Annotated in this window: 18 protein-coding genes; 4 read left to right on the forward strand and 14 right to left on the reverse strand. The window is 41.0% G+C overall.

The window, feature by feature from the left end:
* Positions 1 to 73: 73 nt before the first annotated feature.
* From mdh to citZ, 3 genes are all read right to left on the reverse strand, one after another.
* Positions 74 to 1,012, reverse strand: coding sequence for a malate dehydrogenase (gene mdh / locus ACFVSW_RS25900; RefSeq protein ID WP_387319502.1), 939 nt, complete (start codon positions 1,010 to 1,012; stop codon positions 74 to 76).
* 68 nt (positions 1,013 to 1,080) lie between these two features.
* Positions 1,081 to 2,349 carry an NADP-dependent isocitrate dehydrogenase gene (icd, locus tag ACFVSW_RS25905; protein ID WP_387319503.1) on the reverse strand — a complete coding sequence of 423 codons (1,269 nt, stop codon included), beginning with the start codon at positions 2,347 to 2,349 and terminating at the stop codon, positions 1,081 to 1,083.
* A gap of 129 nt (positions 2,350 to 2,478) precedes the next feature.
* Positions 2,479 to 3,597: a citrate synthase gene (citZ, locus tag ACFVSW_RS25910; protein WP_387319504.1), complete on the reverse strand. Its 1,119-nt coding sequence runs from the start codon at positions 3,595 to 3,597 to the stop codon at positions 2,479 to 2,481.
* A gap of 514 nt (positions 3,598 to 4,111) precedes the next feature.
* On the opposite strand from citZ, the gene ytvI reads away from it, so the two are divergent.
* The gene (gene ytvI, locus ACFVSW_RS25915) at positions 4,112 to 5,227 is read left to right on the forward strand and encodes a sporulation integral membrane protein YtvI (RefSeq protein ID WP_387319505.1); all 1,116 of its coding nucleotides are present in this window, start codon (positions 4,112 to 4,114) and stop codon (positions 5,225 to 5,227) included.
* 47 nt (positions 5,228 to 5,274) lie between these two features.
* On the opposite strand, the gene pyk is transcribed toward ytvI, so the two are convergent.
* The 7 genes from pyk to dnaE form a co-directional block, all read right to left on the reverse strand.
* On the reverse strand, positions 5,275 to 7,038 hold the full coding sequence (gene pyk / locus ACFVSW_RS25920) for a pyruvate kinase (protein ID WP_387319507.1): 1,764 nt from the start codon (positions 7,036 to 7,038) through the stop codon (positions 5,275 to 5,277).
* A gap of 32 nt (positions 7,039 to 7,070) precedes the next feature.
* Positions 7,071 to 8,030 (reverse strand): 6-phosphofructokinase, encoded by a 960-nt coding sequence (gene pfkA, locus ACFVSW_RS25925; RefSeq protein WP_387319508.1) that lies wholly within the window; start codon positions 8,028 to 8,030, stop codon positions 7,071 to 7,073.
* A gap of 302 nt (positions 8,031 to 8,332) precedes the next feature.
* The gene (gene accA, locus ACFVSW_RS25930) at positions 8,333 to 9,310 is read right to left on the reverse strand and encodes an acetyl-CoA carboxylase carboxyl transferase subunit alpha (protein WP_387319509.1); all 978 of its coding nucleotides are present in this window, start codon (positions 9,308 to 9,310) and stop codon (positions 8,333 to 8,335) included.
* The gene (gene accD, locus ACFVSW_RS25935; protein WP_387319510.1) at positions 9,304 to 10,182 is read right to left on the reverse strand and encodes an acetyl-CoA carboxylase, carboxyltransferase subunit beta; all 879 of its coding nucleotides are present in this window, start codon (positions 10,180 to 10,182) and stop codon (positions 9,304 to 9,306) included. Before accD ends, accA begins: the two co-directional genes overlap by 7 nt.
* Positions 10,183 to 10,357: 175 nt before the next feature.
* Entirely contained in the window at positions 10,358 to 10,945 is a 588-nt protein-coding gene (locus ACFVSW_RS25940; protein WP_387319520.1) for a FadR/GntR family transcriptional regulator, read from the reverse strand.
* 56 nt (positions 10,946 to 11,001) lie between these two features.
* A complete protein-coding gene (gene ystJ / locus ACFVSW_RS25945) occupies positions 11,002 to 12,240 on the reverse strand; it encodes an NADP-dependent malic enzyme (RefSeq protein WP_387319511.1) in 1,239 nt (412 codons plus the stop codon).
* A 126-nt stretch (positions 12,241 to 12,366) separates the two neighbouring features.
* Positions 12,367 to 15,732, reverse strand: coding sequence for a DNA polymerase III subunit alpha (dnaE, locus tag ACFVSW_RS25950; RefSeq protein ID WP_387319512.1), 3,366 nt, complete (start codon positions 15,730 to 15,732; stop codon positions 12,367 to 12,369).
* 156 nt (positions 15,733 to 15,888) lie between these two features.
* Between dnaE and ytrH the strand changes: the two genes are divergently transcribed.
* Complete coding sequence (ytrH, locus tag ACFVSW_RS25955; RefSeq protein ID WP_024028593.1) at positions 15,889 to 16,227, forward strand: sporulation membrane protein YtrH; 339 nt, start codon at positions 15,889 to 15,891, stop codon at positions 16,225 to 16,227.
* Positions 16,224 to 16,724, forward strand: coding sequence for a sporulation membrane protein YtrI (gene ytrI / locus ACFVSW_RS25960; protein ID WP_387319513.1), 501 nt, complete (start codon positions 16,224 to 16,226; stop codon positions 16,722 to 16,724). Before ytrH ends, ytrI begins: the two co-directional genes overlap by 4 nt.
* 220 nt (positions 16,725 to 16,944) lie before the next feature.
* On the opposite strand, the gene ACFVSW_RS25965 is transcribed toward ytrI, so the two are convergent.
* Positions 16,945 to 17,889: a DHH family phosphoesterase gene (locus ACFVSW_RS25965; RefSeq protein ID WP_387319514.1), complete on the reverse strand. Its 945-nt coding sequence runs from the start codon at positions 17,887 to 17,889 to the stop codon at positions 16,945 to 16,947.
* Positions 17,890 to 17,977: 88 nt separating this feature from the next.
* Between ACFVSW_RS25965 and ACFVSW_RS25970 the strand changes: the two genes are divergently transcribed.
* Positions 17,978 to 18,289 carry a YtpI family protein gene (locus tag ACFVSW_RS25970; protein WP_387319515.1) on the forward strand — a complete coding sequence of 104 codons (312 nt, stop codon included), beginning with the start codon at positions 17,978 to 17,980 and terminating at the stop codon, positions 18,287 to 18,289.
* A gap of 230 nt (positions 18,290 to 18,519) precedes the next feature.
* On the opposite strand, the gene ACFVSW_RS25975 is transcribed toward ACFVSW_RS25970, so the two are convergent.
* From ACFVSW_RS25975 to ACFVSW_RS25985, 3 genes are all read right to left on the reverse strand, one after another.
* Positions 18,520 to 19,839: a DRTGG domain-containing protein gene (locus ACFVSW_RS25975; RefSeq protein WP_387319516.1), complete on the reverse strand. Its 1,320-nt coding sequence runs from the start codon at positions 19,837 to 19,839 to the stop codon at positions 18,520 to 18,522.
* A 119-nt stretch (positions 19,840 to 19,958) separates the two neighbouring features.
* Complete coding sequence (locus ACFVSW_RS25980; protein WP_387319517.1) at positions 19,959 to 20,201, reverse strand: hypothetical protein; 243 nt, start codon at positions 20,199 to 20,201, stop codon at positions 19,959 to 19,961.
* Between the two features lie 87 nt (positions 20,202 to 20,288).
* Positions 20,289 to 20,969, reverse strand: coding sequence for a metal-dependent hydrolase (locus ACFVSW_RS25985; protein WP_387319518.1), 681 nt, complete (start codon positions 20,967 to 20,969; stop codon positions 20,289 to 20,291).
* Between the last annotated feature and the right edge of the window lie 119 nt (positions 20,970 to 21,088).

Below are 21,088 nucleotides of genomic sequence, written 5' to 3' on the forward strand. Positions count from 1 at the left end.
CTCACTGAAAGCGATTTCATTATTGAATCGAAAAAAATCCGGGGACCCCAGAAAGGCCCCGAATTTCTATAAATTACGCCAATACATTCATAACACCGCGGACGGATTCAACAGACTTATCTAAAGCTGCTTTCTCGTCTGCAGTAAGTTCTAGCTCGATTACTTTTTCAATCCCGTTTGCACCAAGAATGGTTGGTACTCCAAGGTAGATACCTTCATAACCAAATTCCCCTTCAAGGTAAGCAATCGATGGTAACACACGGCGTTGGTCTTTCAAAATCGCTTCACACATTTCTACCAATGAAGCTGCAGGTGCATAGTAAGCACTGCCGTTCCCTAGAAGGTTAACGATTTCGCCGCCGCCTTTTCTTGTCCGTTCAACAATTGCTTCCAAGCGGTCTTTAGGAATTAATGTTTCTAATGGAATCCCACCAGCATAGGAATAACGTACAAGCGGCACCATGTCATCTCCGTGTCCGCCTAAAACAAATCCAGTAATATCTTTAACCGATAGATTTAATTCCTGAGCTACAAATGTACGGAAACGAGCTGTATCAAGAACACCTGATTGACCGATTACACGGTTCTTAGGGAAACCTGATTCTTTGAATACAGTATAAGTCATTGCATCAACAGGGTTTGTCAACACAAGAATCGTACAATTTGGAGAATATTTCACAATTTCTTGCGTTACACTTTTCATTACCTTTTGGTTGGTCTGCACTAAATCGTCACGGCTCATGCCTGGTTTACGAGCGATCCCAGCGGTAATCACAACGATATCAGAATCGCGGGTATCTTCGTAATTAGAAGTTCCCGTGATTGAGGCATCAAAGCCTTGAACTGGACCTGCTTCAAGCATATCTAGCGCTTTTCCTTTTGTAGGGTTTTCCATTGGAGCGATATCAACTAAAACAACATTTCCAAGTTCTTTTTGCGCAAGTAAAAATGCAGTTGTGGCACCAGTAAAACCGCCGCCGATTACAGAAACTTTTTTACGTTTTAATGACATGTGACTCTCCCCTTTTACGCATCTATTAATTATCCAAGTCGGGGCTGTTAAAACAGCCCCAGCTTTTCTTATTCCATATTCTTAATTAGCTCGTCAGCAAACTCTGATGTTTTTACTTCTGTTGCACCGTCCATTAAGCGGGCGAAGTCATAGGTTACAACTTTGGATGCAATTGTTTTTTCTACGGATTTAATAACCATTGTAGCTGCTTCGTTCCAGCCTAAGTGCTCAAGCATTAACACCCCGGATAAAATAACAGAAGATGGGTTAACTTTATCAAGGCCAGCATATTTTGGTGCTGTTCCGTGTGTTGCTTCAAAAATGGCATGTCCTGTTTCGTAGTTGATGTTAGCTCCCGGAGCAATTCCGATGCCGCCAACTTGTGCCGCAAGTGCATCTGAAATAAAGTCGCCGTTTAAGTTCATTGTAGCCACAACATCAAACTCACGTGGGCGAGTAAGAATTTGTTGTAAGAAAATATCAGCGATTGCATCTTTCACGATGATTTTTCCAGCAGCTTCTGCATCAGCTTGCGCCTTGTTCGCAGCATCTGATCCTTGCTCTGCCTTAATGCGGTCATATTGAGCCCATGTAAAGACTTTATCGGCAAATTCCTTTTCTGCAAGCTCATAACCCCAGTTTTTAAACGCGCCTTCAGTGAATTTCATGATATTTCCTTTATGCACGAGTGTAACGGATTTACGGCCTTCTTTTATCGCATAGTTAATAGCTGCACGTACAAGACGAGTTGTACCTTCTTCAGAAACAGGTTTAATACCAATACCTGACGTTTCAGGGAACCTGATTTTATTAACACCCATTTCGTTTTGAAGGAAGTCGATGACCTTTTTAACTGCCTCTGTACCTTTTTCATACTCGATTCCAGCATAAATATCTTCAGTATTTTCACGGAAGATGACCATATCTGTATCTTGCGGACGCTTAACCGGTGAAGGAACACCTTCAAACCATCTTACAGGACGTAAGCAAACAAACAAGTCTAACTCCTGACGTAGTGCAACGTTCAAGGAACGAATTCCGCCGCCGACAGGTGTAGTTAGTGGTCCTTTAATCGCAATCAAATATTCATTGATTTCATCAAGTGTTGCTGATGGGAGCCATTCACCCGTTTGGTTAAATGCCTTTTCACCTGCTAAAACTTCTTTCCAAACTAATTTACGTTCGCCTTTATACGCTTTTTCAACCGCTGCATTTAAAACTCTCTCAGAAGCTGCCCAAATATCTGGTCCGATACCGTCCCCTTCAATAAATGGGATAATTGGATTGTTTGGTACATTTAAAACTCCATCTTTAACCGTGATTTTTTCGCCTAACATAGTTGTTCTCCCTCCTATTATGTACTAACCCTTTGTCATGCTAATGACTGAATCAAAGGTTAGAGTGCCAGAGCCTCTAACCTTTTCAATCAATACTATTACATCAATAATATTAATAAAAGTAAAATATTAACCTCTTTGCTCGATTGGAATGTATTTTTGCATTCCAGGACCCGTGTATTCTGCTCGTGGACGGATTAAACGATTGTTTTCATATTGCTCTAAAATATGTGCCAGCCATCCGGAAACACGACTTACAGCAAAGATTGGTGTCATTAAGTCGTGGTCAACGCCTAAGCTGTGATAAACAGATGCGGAATAGAAATCTACGTTTGGCGGAAGTTTCTTTTCACCCGTAACGATGCTTTCAATTTTCACTGACATATCATACCAATGCGGTTCGCCAGTCAGCTCGGTTAATTTTTTTGACATTTCTTTCAAATGCTTGGCACGAGGATCTCCCTTGCGGTAAACTCTGTGACCAAAGCCCATGATTTTTTCTTTGTTTTCAAGCTTGCCGTGAATATATGGCTCAACATTTTCGATCGTACCAATTTCTGTCAGCATTTTCATAACCGCTTCATTTGCACCGCCGTGAAGTGGTCCTTTAAGAGCTCCAATTGCCGCAGTGACACCTGAATAAATATCAGATAATGTAGCCACACATACACGTGCTGTAAATGTCGACGCATTTAATTCATGATCCGCATGTAAAACAAGAGCCTTATCAATTGCCTCGATTGCAATCTTTTCTGGTTCCTTGCCCGTTAACATGTAAAGGAAATTAGCAGCATAGCTTAAATCCTGTTTTGGAGCGATCGGTTCAAGGCCTTTTCTAACCCGTGCAAATGTTGTCACAATAGCAGGCATTTTCGCTTGGAGTCGAATCGCTTTTCTGAAATTCGCCTCAGTATCCATAACATCTGCTTCATCATCATATAGTCCTAATAAAGAGACTGCTGAGCGAAGTGCTGCCATTGGATGTACCTTTTGAATCGGATACATGTTAAAATGCTCGATTACTTCAGGTGGAAGGGCAGCGTTTTCAGAAAGCTGTTGTTTCAATTCTGCCAATTGCTTTGCATTAGGCAGCTTACGGTGCCATAACAAATAAATAACCTCTTCAAAGCTGGCATTTTTAGCTAAATCATCAATGTCATAGCCAACATATGTCAGCGTGTCATCAATAATAGAGCTGATAGAGGAAGTTGTTGCCACTACCCCTTCAAGACCGCGTGTTACTGTCATAATAAATCTCTCCTTCACAATTCTTAATTTCCCCATTGCTCAATTTGTAAACAAAAAACAACGCAGCTACGATAACCTACCTGTTCCAGAATAGCCTGAAGAATTGGCATATAGTACTGTCCCAGGTATTCCCCACAATGGTTATCCAGTTTAAGCTGACTGAGCGGTTGCTCGAGACATATACAAATTGATTGTATACCCTTTCATTCGCATTAAAAAATTATTTTACAAGTAAATCAGCATATATATATGGTTTATGTAAAAAAGGATACGCTTACAAGCCTATTATAAACAATTATCAAATTTTTGTGAACGAAAAGGAGTTGAAAAATACAAAAAAATTATTATTTTAAAAAAAGGGCGGTCTAAAGATTTTATTGTTTTAAACTGAAACCTTTCCACACTATACATCGTAATAATGATTAGAGCGGGGATTTCCTGTTGGAAAATTATGCAGCTTCATTCATATAATGTTAAACTATAATAACAAAATTATTAAAAAGGAGGACTGTCATTGAATCCTAAGTACATATACCGGACAATAAGATTTTTACTTGTTGTAGGTGGTGTTTTACTCGGACTGTACGCTTTTTACTATTTGTCGACGTTGACCTATCCATTTTTAATTGGGCTGATTATCGCCCTTTTCATTAACCCGATTGTTAACTTCTTTGAAAAAAAGTGGAAAATGCCACGCGTCCTTGCCGTTTTTGTGGCGCTTATAGTTATCTTTGCTGTATTTGCGGGGTTAATAACACTTTTAGTTGCTGAAATTGTCACGGGTGCAAACTATTTAGCTACGGTAGTACCAGAACATCTCGATACGTTGATTGGCTATATTGAGGACTATTTTACAGGACAAATCCTTCCGTTCTATGATCATTTAACAAGTTTATTTAATAAGCTTGGGGCAGGACAGAAAGAGACAATTAGCAATAATATTCAAAATATCGGCCAGAAAATCGGAACAACTGCGGGCTCGTTTATTAAGAACCTGTTCGGAATTATTCCTAATATTTTATCCTGGCTTCCGAATGCAGCAACAGTGCTAGTATTTTCATTGTTGGCTACCTTTTTCATCAGCAAGGATTGGTATCGTTTATCAGGACTTGGCGGCAAACTATTACCTGAAAAAGCAAAAACGAGTGGCAGAACCGTGTTTATTGATTTAAAAAAGGCGTTATTCGGTTTTATTAAAGCACAGGTAACCCTAATATCGATTACAACGGTGATTATCCTTATCGGTTTGCTTGTCCTTCGTGTCGATTATGCGATAACGATTGCACTTGTTACCGGGATTGTTGATGTTCTTCCCTATCTTGGTACAGGGCTAGTGTTTGTCCCATGGATTATTTATACAGCCATTAGCGGCAATATGGGCCTTGCCATCGGTCTTGGTGTTCTTTATATTATTGTTCTCGTTCAAAGACAAGTTATGGAGCCAAAGATTCTTTCTTCGAGTATTGGTTTAGATCCATTAGCGACATTGATTGCGTTATTTGTCGGTTTTAAAACAATCGGTTTTTTAGGATTAATTGTCGGTCCAGTAACCCTTGTCATTATCAGCACTCTGTATCGCGCCAATGTTTTTCATGATATTTGGGGATTTATTATGGGGAAAGAGACATAAATCAAAACGTCAGCTTCCAGGTCGGGAGCTGACGTTTTTTTTAATGCTTATAAAACACTAGCGTGGCCGTTATAAATAACACCTCTAGCAGAATCAACGGTTATTTCTTGGCCATCTTTGAACAAATCTAAAGCGTGATCTACTCCGACAATAACAGGGATGCCAAGATTCAACCCAACAACAGCGGCATGGCTAGTTAGCCCGCCTTCTTGGGTAATGAGGGCAGCACATTTTTCAATAGCTGGAACCATGTCACGGTCTGAACCGATTGTTACAAGAATCGAACCCGGTTTTACCTTATTTAAGGCCTCTTCTGCGTTATGAGCAAGGACCACCTTACCAAAAGCGGATTTGCGGCCAATTCCCTGCGCCTTCGCAATGATATCTCCGACTACATGAATCTTCATCAGATTAGTTGTTCCAGCTTCACCAACTGGAACACCCGCAGTGATGACGACTAAATCGCCACGTTTTACAATGCCGCTATTTAAGCTTTCCTCAACGGCAATATCGAGCATTTCATCTGTAGTCGTGCAGACTCTCCCAAGCTGTGGATAGACTCCCCAGACAAGCTGTAAACGGCGGCAAACAGGTTCATTCGCAGTAACAGCGACAATCGCTGATTTCGGACGATATTTGGAAATCATCCTGGCGGTATGACCGCTTTCCGTAGGTGTAATGATTGATTTGACATCTAAGTTTAGAGCGGTGTGGGCAACAGACTGACCAATAGCATCTGTTAGGTTGTGTTCGGTGTCTTTGCTCCTGCTTGATAAAATTTCCTTGTGTTCTAATGCCTGCTCGGCTCTAGAAGCAATATTGTTCATTGTTTGAACTGCTTCTACCGGATAAAGACCCGCAGCCGTTTCACCAGAAAGCATGATTGCATCTGTCCCGTCAAAAATAGCATTGGCCACGTCGCTTGCTTCCGCACGAGTTGGTCTTGGATTCCGCTGCATCGAATCAAGCATTTGTGTAGCAGTAATGACAGGTTTTCCAAGGGCATTACATTTCTTAATCAACATTTTTTGAACAAGCGGAACCTCTTCAGCCGGGATTTCAACTCCAAGGTCGCCACGGGCAACCATCAGGCCATCAGAGATTTCTAAAATTTCATCAATGTTATCTACGCCTTCTTGGTTTTCAATTTTAGGAATAATATGGGTATATACTGCGTTGTTTTCTTCCAGCAGCTGACGGATTTCTAACACGTCTTTGGCACGGCGGACGAATGATGCGGCAATAAAATCAACGCCTTGTTCAATTCCAAAGAGAATATCCTGTGTATCCTTTTCCGTAATCCCCGGCAGATTAACGGAAACACCCGGAACATTTACACCCTTTTTATTCTTCAAGGTACCGCTGTTTAGAATTTTCGTATAAATTTCATTTGCTGCTTTATTTATTTCTATTACTTCAAGACCGATTAAACCATCGTCTAAAAGAATTTTTGAGCCTACATGTACATCTTCTATTAATCCAGGGTATGTAACAGAAAACTTCTCGACTGTTCCTTCGACTTCCGTCATTGAAACAATTACATTTTCGCCAGCCTTTAGCTCAATTGCACCGTTTTGCATATTGTTTGTCCGAATTTCCGGACCTTTTGTATCCAGCAGGATGGCAACCGTTTTTCCCGTAATTCTTGACGCTTCGCGGATATTTTCGATTCGAGCACCATGCTCTTTAAAATCACCATGTGAAAAATTTAATCGGGCAACGTTCATGCCTGCATTAATCAATTGAGTTAATTTTTCTACACTTTCACTAGCAGGACCAATTGTACAAACGATTTTCGTTTTTCGTAACATTTTAAAGCCTCCTATTTGGTTAAAACAAATAATTAAATAGATAATTCCTTTGAAAGTTTGAATAGGTCAAGATCCAGGGTATGTTTTTTGTTTAGAGCGTCAATAATGTCGTAATCAGCAAGCTGATTCTTTTCTATTCCTACTGCACGGCCGCCTTTTCCTTCAATTAAAAGCTCGACTGCTCTTGCACCTAATCTGCTGGCAAGCACTCTGTCTGCCGCAGTCGGGGAACCGCCGCGCTGGATATGGCCTAATACCGATACTCTTGTTTCAAAGGTGGTTGCTTCTTCAAGCTGACGGGCAAATTCATAGCCGCTGCATACACCTTCAGCAACAATAATGATACTATGCTTTTTCCCGCGTTCCTGTCCGCTGCGCAGCCTTTCTGCCACTTCATTCATATCATAGTTCTCTTCAGGAATTAAAATCGTTTCAGCCCCGCCGGCAAGTCCAGCCCAAAGAGCAATGTCACCCGCGTTCCGACCCATTACTTCGATGACAAAGGTTCTTTCGTGGGATGTAGCTGTATCACGGATTTTATCGATAGCGTCGATGACCGTATTTAAGGCTGTGTCAAAACCAATTGTCTGTTCTGTACCTGGAATATCATTATCAATTGTTCCCGGTACACCGACGCAAGGAAATCCTTGCTCTGATAAAGCTTTAGCTCCTCGGTAGGAACCATCTCCGCCGATAACAACAAGTCCCTCGATACCATGGGCTCTTAGCTGCTCAATGCCTTTTTGCTGCCCTTCTTTTGTTTTAAATTCTATGCACCTAGCCGAATGAAGCATCGTTCCGCCCCTGTGAATGATATCACCAACAGAACCAAGTTCAAGCTTCTTAATATTTCCGGAAATTAATCCTGAATATCCTCCATAAATCCCATACACATCCACATTATGAAATATTGCTTTTCGGACAACCGCCCGTATCGCCGGATTCATTCCCGGGGCGTCGCCGCCGCTTGTAAGTACTCCTATTTTTTTCATGTGTATCACCTCAATCATAGATTAAGAAAACATATTTATATAATATCATTAAAATAGAAAAGATACTGTTTTCACAACTACTTCTATTATTCACATAAAAGCTTCTAATATTTATAAAATAACATGAAGGATTGCCCTTAACAACCGAATCATATTAGTAATTACAAAAGACGTAATACTCAGTAAAATGAAAACGTTTTATTCTCTTTTGAAAGCGTCATCATAAACTATTCAATGAAATTTCTGTGAACATTCATGAACCATACATATTTAAAAATCGTGCCCATGTGAGCACGATTTTTTTAATTTACACCAATATAATCATTTATTAAACTATATTCGCCAATTGTCCTAAATCGATTATAGCGATCGGCAATTAACTCCTCTTCAGAAAGGATTAGGAGCTCTCGCAGTGAAGTTTTAAGTAATTTTTCGATTTCATCAGCCTGCTTTTTCACATCTTTATGGGCGCCACCCTTGATTTCAGGAATAATATCATCGATAACACCTAATCCTTTTAAGTCAGGTGCCGTAATTTTCATCGTTTCCGCTGCGTTTTTGGCGAGGGCTGCATCCTTCCACAAAATAGCCGCTGCCCCTTCAGGTGAAATGACGGAGTAGGTTGAGTTTTCAAGCATGTATATCCGATTGCCAACACCAAGCGCCAGCGCACCGCCGCTGCCGCCTTCGCCGATAACAATACAAATAACCGGTACCCTCAGGCCAGCCATTTCAAATAGATTGCGGGCAATTGCTTCACTCTGGCCGCGTTCTTCCGCAGCCTTACCTGGATAGGCCCCTTTTGTATCGATAAAACAAATAATAGGGCGCTTAAATTTATCCGCCTGTTTCATTAAACGAAGGGCTTTTCGGTAGCCTTCGGGATGCGGCATGCCAAAATTTCTGCGGATATTCTCTTTCGTGTCTTTTCCTCTTTGATGGCCAATAACGGTAACAGGAAGTCCCTTGAATCTCGCTATACCGCCAACAATGGCTGCATCATCAGCGAAGGTTCTGTCTCCATGACATTCAAAGAATCCTTCAAATAAATAGGAAATATAGTCCAGAGTTGTCGGCCGGCTTGGATGTCTAGCAATTTGCACTCGGTCCCACGGTTTAATATTGGAATATATATCCTGTTCCAACTTTTCAAGCCGCGCTTCTAATTTAACAATTTCTGAACTTAAATCAACATCTGTAGTTTTAGTGAACTCTTTTATTTCGTTGATTTTCTTTCTTAACTCTACGATTGGGCGTTCGAATTCCAATTCTCCTACCACTCGAGTTCACCTCCTGGTTGATGTATTTCTAAAATGTTTGTGATTTTATCAACTAATTCTAGTCGTGAAATTATTGCGTCTAACTGGCCATGCTTTAAGAGAAACTCAGCCGTTTGAAAGTCTGCAGGCAATTCTTCACGAATGGATTGTTCAATTACTCTGCGGCCGGCAAAGCCGATTAATGCTTCTGGTTCAGCAAAGTTGAAATCTCCCAATGATGCGAAGCTGGCAGAAACACCGCCTGTTGTCGGATAGGTCATCATAGAAATAATCAAGCCGCCATTTTCACTAAACCTCTTTAAGGCAACACTTGTTTTTGCCATTTGCATCAAACTCAAGGCACCTTCCTGCATTCTTGCACCGCCTGAGGCAGTAAAGATAATAAACGGTACAGAAAGTTCATCGGCTTTTTCTATCGCAAGCGTTATTTTTTCGCCGACTACTGAACCCATACTTCCCATTCTGAACGAAGCATCCATGATGGCCAGGACAATTCTATTACCATTGACAGTTCCAATGCCTGTAACCACTGCTTCATTTAATTTGCTTTTTTGGCGATCCTTTTCAAGCTTTTCAAGGTAATCCGGAAAATCCAATGGATTTTTAGATATCATATTTTCATTTATTTCTTCAAAACTGTTTTCATCAAGAAAACTGTCAATCCGCTCTCTTGAATTCATTTGAAAATGATGTCCGCAATGTAAGCAAACTTTAAAGTTTTTCGCTAATTCCTTCGTATACATGATTTTTTTACATGAAGGGCATTTAGTCATAATTCCTTCAGGTACATCATTTTTAGCAGTTTCTGTTGGAATTGTTGCATATTTTTTCTTTTTTTGATTTGGTTTCACAAAAAGATCTTTTAGTGCCAAAATGTATCCTCCTTTGTAACACTCCTGCCTAACAAGCAGGTTTTTCGTGATAGTCTATTCAGAAGTCTTTCTATCCTTAATCAACTCTATACTCACCTAGTGGTCTGACCACTAGACAATTAAAAATACCCTTACCCAAGGGCTTGTATATCTTTCACTATAAAATAAAATAATTTCAAAATCTGTTAGTATTTGTCGATAAAAAAGACAAATTTCGGAGAGCACAATAAGCAGAAAGTGTTTTTTCCTCATCCTTTTCTGCTAATGCATCTATTAACTTTTGATAGTTCTTACGCTTGTAATCAACGGGCTTCGAGTCTAGTGAATTGTAATAATCCTTTAAAATCAGCCATATTCTGGCGAATAGGTGATTATCTGCCATCTCGATAATCCGAATAAAAAACTCATCATCACTAAAGCTGTCTGAATTTCTTACCCATTCCTGCAAATTGGCCATACTTCTATTGTCCATTCGTTGCAGACTTAAGCGCAGGCAGTCCATCTCAATAATATTTTTGGTTTCAAATACATCCCGTTTTGCTTTTTCATCCTGCAAAATAAAGGTGCTGAGGAGCCGCACAAGCTGATTGCCGCGAAAGTCTCTGATGAACGTCCCTTCGCCCCGCCGTGTTTCAATTAAACCGAGCAATTCCAATGCCCTTAGTGCTTCGCGAACGGAAGAGCGCCCGAAATTCAGGCGCTCAGACAATTCCCGTTCCGATGGAATCTTATCTCCGGTCTTTAGACCATCTATGGTTATCATTTCTCGTAATTGCTTGACAATCTCTAAGTATACTTTTGTATTCGTCACTTACTTAATCACTCACTTTTACCAATAATAGCGAGCCTTTGTGTTTTTTCTTTAATATCTTCCGGATCCACTTTGATGCGGGCTACCCCTGTTTCCATCGCAGCCTTTGCTACTGCTGCAGCCACATTTGGAGCTACTCTAGGGTCAAAAGGTGCTGGAATGACATAGTCAGCATTTAACTCATCTTCACTTATTAAGCTGGCAATAGCTTCCACTGCTGCTACTTTCATTTTTTCATTTATATGCGTTGCGCGAACATCAAGCGCACCACGGAAAATCCCAGGAAATGCAAGGACATTGTTTACTTGATTGGGAAAATCAGACCGGCCTGTTCCAACTACCTTGGCTCCGGCTGCTTTTGCTTCATCCGGCATAATCTCAGGGTCTGGATTAGCCATCGCAAAAATAATCGAATCCGGATTCATCGATGCTACCATTTCTTTAGTTAGTGCGCCAGCAACTGAAACCCCAATAAATACATCAGCGCCTTTAATTACATCAGCGAGATTTCCTGTCAGGTTATCCCGATTAGTAAATTTCGCTACTTCTGCTTTTACCGCATTCATCCCTTGTGGGCGTCCTTCGTAAATGGCACCTTTTGTATCACACATAATAATGTCTCTGACACCATAGCTATATAACAACTTAATGATAGCAATCCCGGCTGCACCAGCACCGCTTGCTATCACTTTAATTTCGGTTATTTTTTTGCCGATAATTTTAAGGGCATTGACAAGGCCTGCCACGGTAACAATGGCTGTACCATGCTGGTCATCATGAAAAATTGGAATATTCGCTTCCTTTTTCAATCGTTCCTCAATCACGAAACAATTGGGAGCAGCGATATCTTCCAGATTCACACCGCCAAATGTAGGCTCAAGCAACTTTACGGTTTCAACAATTTTATCCACATCTGTCGTGTTTAGGCAGATTGGAAATGCATCAACGCCGGCAAAGCTTTTAAATAGAACAGCTTTTCCTTCCATTACAGGAAGTGCTGCTTCGGGTCCAATATTACCAAGTCCGAGAACGGCCGTCCCATCGGATACTACCGCAACCATGTTTCCTTTCATGGTATAGTCATAAACCGTTTCTGGCTTTTCATAAATATCTTTACATGGCTCCGCCACACCTGGTGAATAGGCTAAACTTAAATCATGAGCATTCCGGACAGGAACTTTTGATTTCGACTCTAACTTTCCTTTATTAACTCGATGCATATGTAATGCTTCTTCACGTAAAGTCAAGATATGTCACCCCTTTGATTTGTACAAAAAGAATAGGTACATCCCTCTAAATAACAAGCCGACATTGGTGGTCAGACCACACTTGTCTCTTTATCACTATATCATATCTTCGAAAGTTGTAAAGAATTAATCTTTCAGGACAACGTTTTTAGAACCGAGTATTTTTCTTAATTGCTGCAGTAATTCGGAGGTTGGATTGACATTCATCTCCTTACCGAGTCTAACTGTTTTTCGGGTCGATTCATAATGCAAAATCACGCCTGCTTCCCCCTTATTTTCTTTAAGGAGTTCATTTATTTTTTTCAGTGATGGCTCATCCTCTTTATTCTCAACAATTTTTAAATACAATACTGACTGTTTTACTAATTTTGTTTGAATCCATTGTTCTAAGTCAGATACATGCTGAATGATAAATTGCAGTTCCCCAACACGTTCTTCGATTTTCCCTTCCAGCAGCACAAAATTCCCCTGCTTTAAAAGCTGTATATACCTTTTATAGACCATCGGGAATGCGACTGCTTCCATTTCACCAGTTGCATCACTTATCGTTAAAAAGGCCATTGAATCCCCTTTTTTGGTGCGAATAGCTTTCAATGATGAAAGATAGACACCAGTAAAAACCCTTTTTGCCTCATTTTTCAAATCGAATAAAACATCTGCACCGCACACTTTAAGCTCTTTTGCAAAAATAGAAATGGGATGATCAGAAAGATAGAAACCAAGTGCCTCTTTTTCAAATGTCAGCTTATGCTCCTGACTAATCGGATCGACTTGAACATATTTCGGCTTAGGGACAAATTCATCATCGAATAAATCAATTTGACTGTCATCGTCAGGCTTAAAAATGGTTGCATGCTCAATCGCAACATCTAAACTTGCCAGCAAGACTGCCCGATCCTCACCGAACTCATCAAAACATCCTGAGTGAACAAGGAACTCCAGTGTTTTCCGGTTAATCGCTTTAGAAGAAACTCGAATACAGAAATCAAATAAGTCAGCAAATTTTTTCTTCTTCCTTGCTTGGAAGATTTCCCTCAATGCTTGAGCACCCACACTTTTGATGGCAGCAAGACTGTAGCGGATGGCTCCTGTTTGTTCTACTTGAAATGGAAAACCGCTATGGTTAATAGATGGAGGCAGGACCGTAATTTCCTTTTGCTTTGTTTCCATGATATACTGAGCAATTTTTGTTTCATTTCCAATTGCCGCGGTAAGCAGACCTGCCATAAAATGAACCGGAAAATTGGCTTTTAAAAAGGCAAGCTGGTAAGAAATCATGCTGTAAGCCACTGCGTGACTGCGATTAAATCCATAATTTGCAAAGCGGACAATTAAATCATAAATCTCATTGGCAAGGGATTGGTTGTAGCCCTTCTTTAGGGCCCCTTGAACAAAGTGATGACGCTCTTTATCAAGTACCTCTTTTTGCTTCTTCCCGACTGCCCGCCTCAATAGATCGGCTTCACCAAGGGAGAACCCTGCCATTACCGAAGCAATTTGCATGATTTGTTCTTGATAGACGATTACACCATATGTGTTCTCAAGGATGGGCTGCAAATCCGGGTGGGGGTATTCGACTGCTTGACGGCCATGCTTTCGATCAATAAAGATCGGGATACTTTCCATTGGTCCTGGCCGGTACAACGCATTGACGGCAACAATATCCTCAAAGCGTGAAGGTTTTAATCTGGTTAATACCTTCCTTATCCCATCCGATTCAAGCTGAAAAATACCTGTCGTTTCACCCCTAGCTAATAGTTCAAACGTCTTGTTGTCTTCTAATGGGATTCGCCCGATGTCCAATTTTCTCCCTGTATGGCGGCGAATGGATGATAGGATTGTTTCAATGAGTGAGAGATTTCTTAAGCCAAGGAAGTCCATTTTGAGGAGACCAATCTCTTCTAGATGCTCCATTGAATATTGCGTTAAATAAACTTGGTTAGACCCGCGTTGAATCGGGATTAACTCAATAAGCTGTTTCTCGCTAATGATCACACCTGCAGCATGTGTAGACGTGTGGCGCGGCAGACCTTCCAGCTTTAATGCCGTTGCAAATAGCCGCTTGTTTTGCGGAGTTTCATTAACAAGCCTGCGAAGTCCTTCCGATTCGTTATATGCTTGTTGCAGGTTTATTCCTAAGCGTGATGGGATAAGCCTCGACAATTGCTCCAGTTCCTTTGAATTCAAGCCGAATACCCTGCCGACATCGCGTAATGCAGCTTTTGCCGCAAGGGTTCCAAACGTTACAATTTGCGCAACATGGAGCTCCCCATATTTTTTAGCCACATATTCAATCACTTCATCCCTAAGATGGTCCGGAAAGTCAATATCGATATCGGGCATTGAAATTCGCTCAGGATTCAAAAACCGTTCGAATAATAGGTTATGCTCGATTGGGTCAACATCCGTTATGTACAAAACATAGGCAACAAGCGATCCAGCAGCCGACCCCCTGCCTGGTCCGGTCAATATTCCATGTTCACGGGCATACCTCATGAAATCCCAGACAATTAAAAAGTAATCGCTAAACTTCATTCGTTTAATTACGGCTAGTTCATAGGACAGCCGTTCAAAATATTTTTGGCTTGGCGAGGAAAATCGCTCATTCAATCCTTGTCGGCATAATTTCTCCAGATATTCTTCTGCTTCCAAGCCCTTTTCTGTCGGGAATGCAGGTAAATAGGTCTTGCCCAGCTCGATGTTGACGTTGCATCTTTGGGCGATACGGATGGTGTTTTCCAATGCTTCGGGAAATTCGGAGAGGCAGTCGACCATTTCACTGGCTGTTTTCAAATAGTATTGATCGCTTTGCAATCTTTCTCTATGTTCATCCTGTAACTTATCACCATTTTTTATCGCTAACAAACACTCCTGTGCAAACATATCTTCTTTTTCTAAATAATGAACCTGATTGGCTGCTGCTAGCGGGATATTCATGTCTTTCGACAGCAATTGAAGCTGATTCCTTAGATCCTTTTCTTGTTCAAGTTGATGATTTTGAATCGCAAGAAAAAAATTATTTGCGCCGAAGACGGCTTCAAGCTTTTTTATTAACTCTCTGGCAAATTCCTCTTTGCCCGTTAACAAGGATTGTTCAATTTCTCCTTCACATCCAGGAGTGAGGGCAATCAGCCCCTTTGCATAATGTTTCAGCCATTTTAGGGGAATCCCATTATCGGCTTTCGTTTGCACCGTACTGGAAATTTTCAATAGGTTTTTATAACCAGTTTCATTTTCAGCAATTAAGACCAGTGGATATGATTCATTCTCGTTACTCTCACTTTCCACATCCACGGTTAAACCGATGATTGGTTTTATGTTATTTTTTTTGCACAATTTATAAAACTCTATGGTCCCGTACATTACATTTCGGTCTGTTAACGCAAGCTCCATAAAGCCTTTCTGCTTGGCATTTTCAATTAGATGAGGGACTGAGGCCGTACTTGTAAGCAGACTATACGCACTATATACATGCAGGTGAACAAAAGACATCCTCTTCACACCCTTAATTACTTGATCTTATTCTATATTATAGAACTTTTTTGTGAAAAAGGAAAATATGTTCTCATTTTTTCATCATATTCCTGATTGTTTGTCCATATATTTGATAAAAAGGCCATTTGATTATGTGTAAGGGCGGTTGAAGGGATGAAAGAAATCGGTTTTTTTCCAGCTTTTATTGAAAGCTACTTTATTGCCTTAGGGGTTCTGCTGGGCGGTTCATTAATTGGCGGAATTGCCGCCTTCTTAACAGGTCAACCTCCGCTTACTACCGTTTATCGCTTGTCTTCTTCACTTAGAATTTGGGCAATTATAGCGGCCATCGGCGGGACATTTGATACAGTATATTCGTTTGAAAAAGGCTTTTTGGATGCAGGCACAAAGGATCTTTTTAAACAATTATTATTAATTCTTTCTGCCTTAGGCGGCGCCCAGACAGGTGCACTCATTATTAATTGGCTTACCCAGGAGTATATATCATCATGAGAATTCCGCCATTATACCGCAGACCAGCATGGCAGCGCTTTTTTGCCGGAATGGCTATTGGGGGTGCCATAAGCTGGTGCATCTTTTTATATATTTACGGTGTCTGGCAGGAAGAGAATACGGAATCGCTTCGTAAACAACAGCAAGAAATCGTGGATTTAAACAATGAGAAAAAGATTTGGCAGGAAGAATATAAAGAGATGAACAAACGGAATATTGAGCAGCTTACGGTTCAGAAAATCAATATAAAGATACTCAACGCGGAAAAATATAAGCTGGATTCCTTAAGTGTTTTAGAGACAGAAAACTCGGTTAGAGATGATATCGACATGATGCTGGCAAAGGATTTGGAAACAGTCTACAAATCTAAAGATCTACTGAAAAAAATCATTGAAAACAAACCGATAAAAATCAATGATAAAAGATATAAACTTAAGGTGAATGAATTGGTTATCTATACAAACCTGACAATTCATTTAGAAATACAGTTTGAATAAACGGCCCAATGTCTGGGCCGTTGTTCTTTATTTTAGGCTATGTTAAAAGTAAATGTTGATTTCCGTTACAGGCGCAAGCGGTTCGCGGGGCGGGCGGTGAGCCTCCTCGGCGCTAAAGCGCCTGCGGGGTCTCACCTGTCCCGCTGCTCCCGCAGGAGTCTCGCGCCTTCCACTCCAATCAACATTGTGCTCAAAATCAACAATGTTCTTTAACACAGCCTTATTTTAAATGGTTTTCGCATGCCTCGTCTAGTTCTTTTAAGACGTCTTCTACTTCGTTCCAAGAATAGATTGAAGCACCTGAGGCAAGTGGATGTCCGCCCCCTTTGAACTTTCTCGCTACACCATTTATCACCGGTCCCTTTGAACGGAGCCGCACCCGTATTTGGTCGCCCTCCTCAATGAAAAAGACCCAGGCTTTAATCCCTTTTACATTCCCTAAGGTTCCGACAAGCAGGGAGGCCTCTGCCGGCTTTGCCCCGTATTCCGCTAATAACTCTTTTGTCAGTCTAACAGAAGCAACACCGTTTTTCTGCAGCTCAAATGTTTGGAGAATATACCCGTTTAACTTGATGATATGGGCATCCAATTCGTACATCCTGTCATATAGTTCAGTGCGCGAGAAATGATAGTGGATTAATTCGCCCGCATAGGCAAACGTTTTTTCTGTCGTACTTGGAAAAAGGAATCTGCCAGTATCACCGACAATCCCGGCGTATAACAGTCTTGCCGCCTCATCATTCATTTTCAAGCCTTTTTCTTTTCCGGCTAAATAAAATTCATAAATCATCTCACTGCATGAGCTTGCATTTGTATCGACCCATAATAAGTCTCCATAAGGATCTTCGTTTGGATGATGATCAATTTTGATAAGCTTATCTCCCAATGAGTAGCGGTCATCACAAATCCTTTCGGCATTTGCTGTATCACACACAATCACTAAGGCACCTTTATAGACTTCATCCTTAATTACATCAAGTCTGCGCAGAAAATCTAGCGTTGGTTCCTCCTGGCCAACCGCATAAACCTTTTTCTCAGGGTAGGATGCTTGTAAAACGGACGCCAAACCGCCTTGTGAACCATAGGCATCAGGGTCTGGACGGACGTGGCGATGGATAATAATCGTTTCATATTGTTCAATGGCTTCTACTATTTTCTCTATCATAGGGTCTCCTTCTTAGAACCAAATGTGGCAATTTTTTAATAGAACAGTTACAATTATAAAAGATTTTCGAAACTTGGAGGAACATATTATGTTTGTATTTGTTGTCTTAATTGCAATATTATTTGCTTTCTATTTATTTTATAAAACTAAATACTTCAGAAGCAACCGTCATGTCGAAAAGAAATGGCTTTCAGCAAAAGCAAATATTGCGCTTGGCCTTTTTGTGTTATTATTCGGAATCAATCATCTACTATTCATCTCCGAATCAACGATGACTTATCTTGTTGCTTCCATATTTATTATTTACGGCGCCGTATTCAGCTGGATTGGCTTCAAAAAATATAAACACTACCTGCCATTTGCCATCGAGGAAGCAAAGACTCTCGATGCCCAAAAATAAAAGCGCAAGCGCCCTGGTCAGCGGCGTATGGCCTGGAGCGCTCCAACTGAGATAAAGGAAACACGAAGAGCCGGAGGCGCATTCGTGCTTGACTTATCGTAGGGCGGAGAGCGAGGACATTAGCCGCTAGGGCGCTGGAGCTGGACAATTCTCAATGTTCAATGATATAAATTCTGATAGTAATATAAAAATTGAGCCGCTTCTCAGGTTGGGAAGCGGCTTTCACATTTTTAGCTTCTGTCAATTAACTGGCACATCATCATCGCTTTTCCAACCAAAACTCCTTCATTGAACACTTCGACATCTACCTTGCCAAATTTCCGTCCTACTTCGAGTATCTTTGGATAAATTTCTAATTTACTCTCCATTTGAACTGGTTTAATAAAGTAAATGGTCATGTTTTCGACAACGAGGTCACCTTTTTTATAGCTTCGCAATACCCGGTTGGCTGCATCTGAGACAATGGTCGTAAATACCCCATAGGAAATAGTTCCAAGATGGTTCGTCATTTGCGGCGTCACTTCACAGGAGTAAACTTCTTCCCCTTTTGCCCTGCCCTGCATTAAGACCATTTGATTGGTTACGATGTCATCAATCGTTTCTCCAACCTGCGGCTGCCGTTGGTTCATTTGCAGCGCCTTTAAGACATCCTGCCTGCTGATAATCCCTTCTAACCGGTTGGAGTCATCGGCAACAGGAAGCACTTCAATCCCTTCCCAGACCATCGTATGGGCGGTCGAGGCGACACTTGTCTTCCCATTAACGGTCATCGGATGTTTCGTCATAATCTTGTCGATTGAAGCTTCTAAATCCTGACCCAAAATATCCTTACTTGTCACCATTCCTTGAATCTTCATGTTCTGGTCGACAACAGGATAACGGCTGTGCGTTGTTTCTTGATTAAATTCATGCCATTTTGCCACCTTATCAGACGTTTTTAAATAATAAGTGTCCGCAAGAGGTGTTAAAATATCTTCTACTAAAATAATTTCCTTTTTGATTAATTGGTCATAAATAGCCCGGTTAATCATCGTCGCAACCGTAAAGGTATCATAACTTGTTGAAATAACCGGCAATTCCATTTTATCTGCCAGTTTTTTCACATGATCCTCAGAATCAAAGCCTCCGGTGATTAGCACTGCGGCACCTGCTTTTAACGCCAGCTCATGTGCCTGCGTCCTATTTCCGACAATTAACAGGTTGCCTGCTTCAGTGTATCGCATCATTGCCTCAAGTTTCATTGCTCCGATGACAAATTTATTAAGGGTTTTATGCAAGCCTGTTCTGCCCCCTAATACTTGGCCGTCCACGATGTTTACTACTTCGGCAAAAGTAAGCTTTTCAATATTCTCTTTCTTCTTCCGTTCAATTCGAATCGTGCCAACTCTTTCGATCGTGCTGACATACCCCTTATTTTCCGCTTCCTTAATCGCCCGGTAAGCTGTGCCCTCACTTACGGTCATTGCCTTGGCGATTTGCCTGACTGATATCTTTTCTCCAATCGGGAGTCCATCAATGTATTGTAAAATTTGTTCATGCTTCGTAGCCAAGACCTTCACCCTCTATTTTCAAATTCCACTTTATCTAGTCATTTCTTAACCAGCTTTGTCTAAATTTAATTATAGAGTGTAAAAGACCTTGATTCAATGCGGTATCGCACAAAGTCATCTTATTCCCGTAAAAAAGAGCGTGATTTTGTTTTTTTGTGCTGTCTCTGAGGTCTTTTCCCTTGTTTTTTCGGGCTATAAAGCAAACCAGTTAGATTACCAGCGATCACCATCAATGCAAACACAAGCCAAGCAATCGAAAATATCCCCTCCGCACCAGTTGCATGAATCGATAATCGCGGAACGGCAAAATAGAGCATGAAGGCCACAAGCAGCAGACAAAGCAAATATCTATTCTTCTTCAACTTCTTTTCCTCCTTTTAAAAAATACTGCTTGTTCCATCTTTATGCACATAGGAGGTAAAAAAGTATGATATCGCCTAGAATCGTGCTTAAAAATCGATTGCTTCACCAGGAACTAACACTTTCCCATTTTGATTTTCAAGCAATTCAATAAATTGATATGGATCCTGTTTAATAGGCGGGAATGTATTGTAGTGCATCGGTACAACCGTCTTTGCATTTAACAGTTTAGCGGCATAGGCTGCATCTTCAGGTCCCATTGTAAAATTGTCGCCAATCGGCAAGAAGGCTAAATCAATCGGATGGCGATCTCCAATCAGTTTCATATCGGAGAATAGACCCGTATCACCCGCATGGTAAATGGTTTTACCTTCGCTCATAACAAGAATTCCTGCCGGCATACCGCAATAGATAAGTTCATTATTTTCGGTTTCGTAGCCCGAGCCGTGGAAGGCTTGAGTCAGCTTTACTTTACCGAAATCAAACTGATAGGCACCACCAATGTGCATGCCGTGTGTTTTGACTCCTTGCCAGGACAAGTAGGTAGCAAGTTCGTAATTTGCAATTACAAGGCCATTATGCCTTTTTGCTAACTCAACAGTGTCCCCGACATGGTCATCGTGACCGTGCGATAAGATAATCACATCTGGTTTTACCTCTTCAAGGGTTAAGTCTGTTAATTGATTGCCTGTAATAAAAGGATCAATTAAAATTGTTTTCCCATTTGTGTTAATTTGGACAACTGAATGTCCGTGATAAGAAACTCTCATCATCCCATCTCCTTTTTTATTGTAATGGCTGTGTTAAAAGTGAATGTTGATTTCCGTTCCAGGCGCTTCGCTTTCCGCGGGGCGGGCGGTGAGCCTCCTCGGCGCTAAAGCGCCTGCGG

Origin of the sequence: Neobacillus sp. NPDC058068, assembly GCF_042885335.1 — a bacterium.
Classification (GTDB): domain Bacteria; phylum Bacillota; class Bacilli; order Bacillales; family Cytobacillaceae; genus Neobacillus.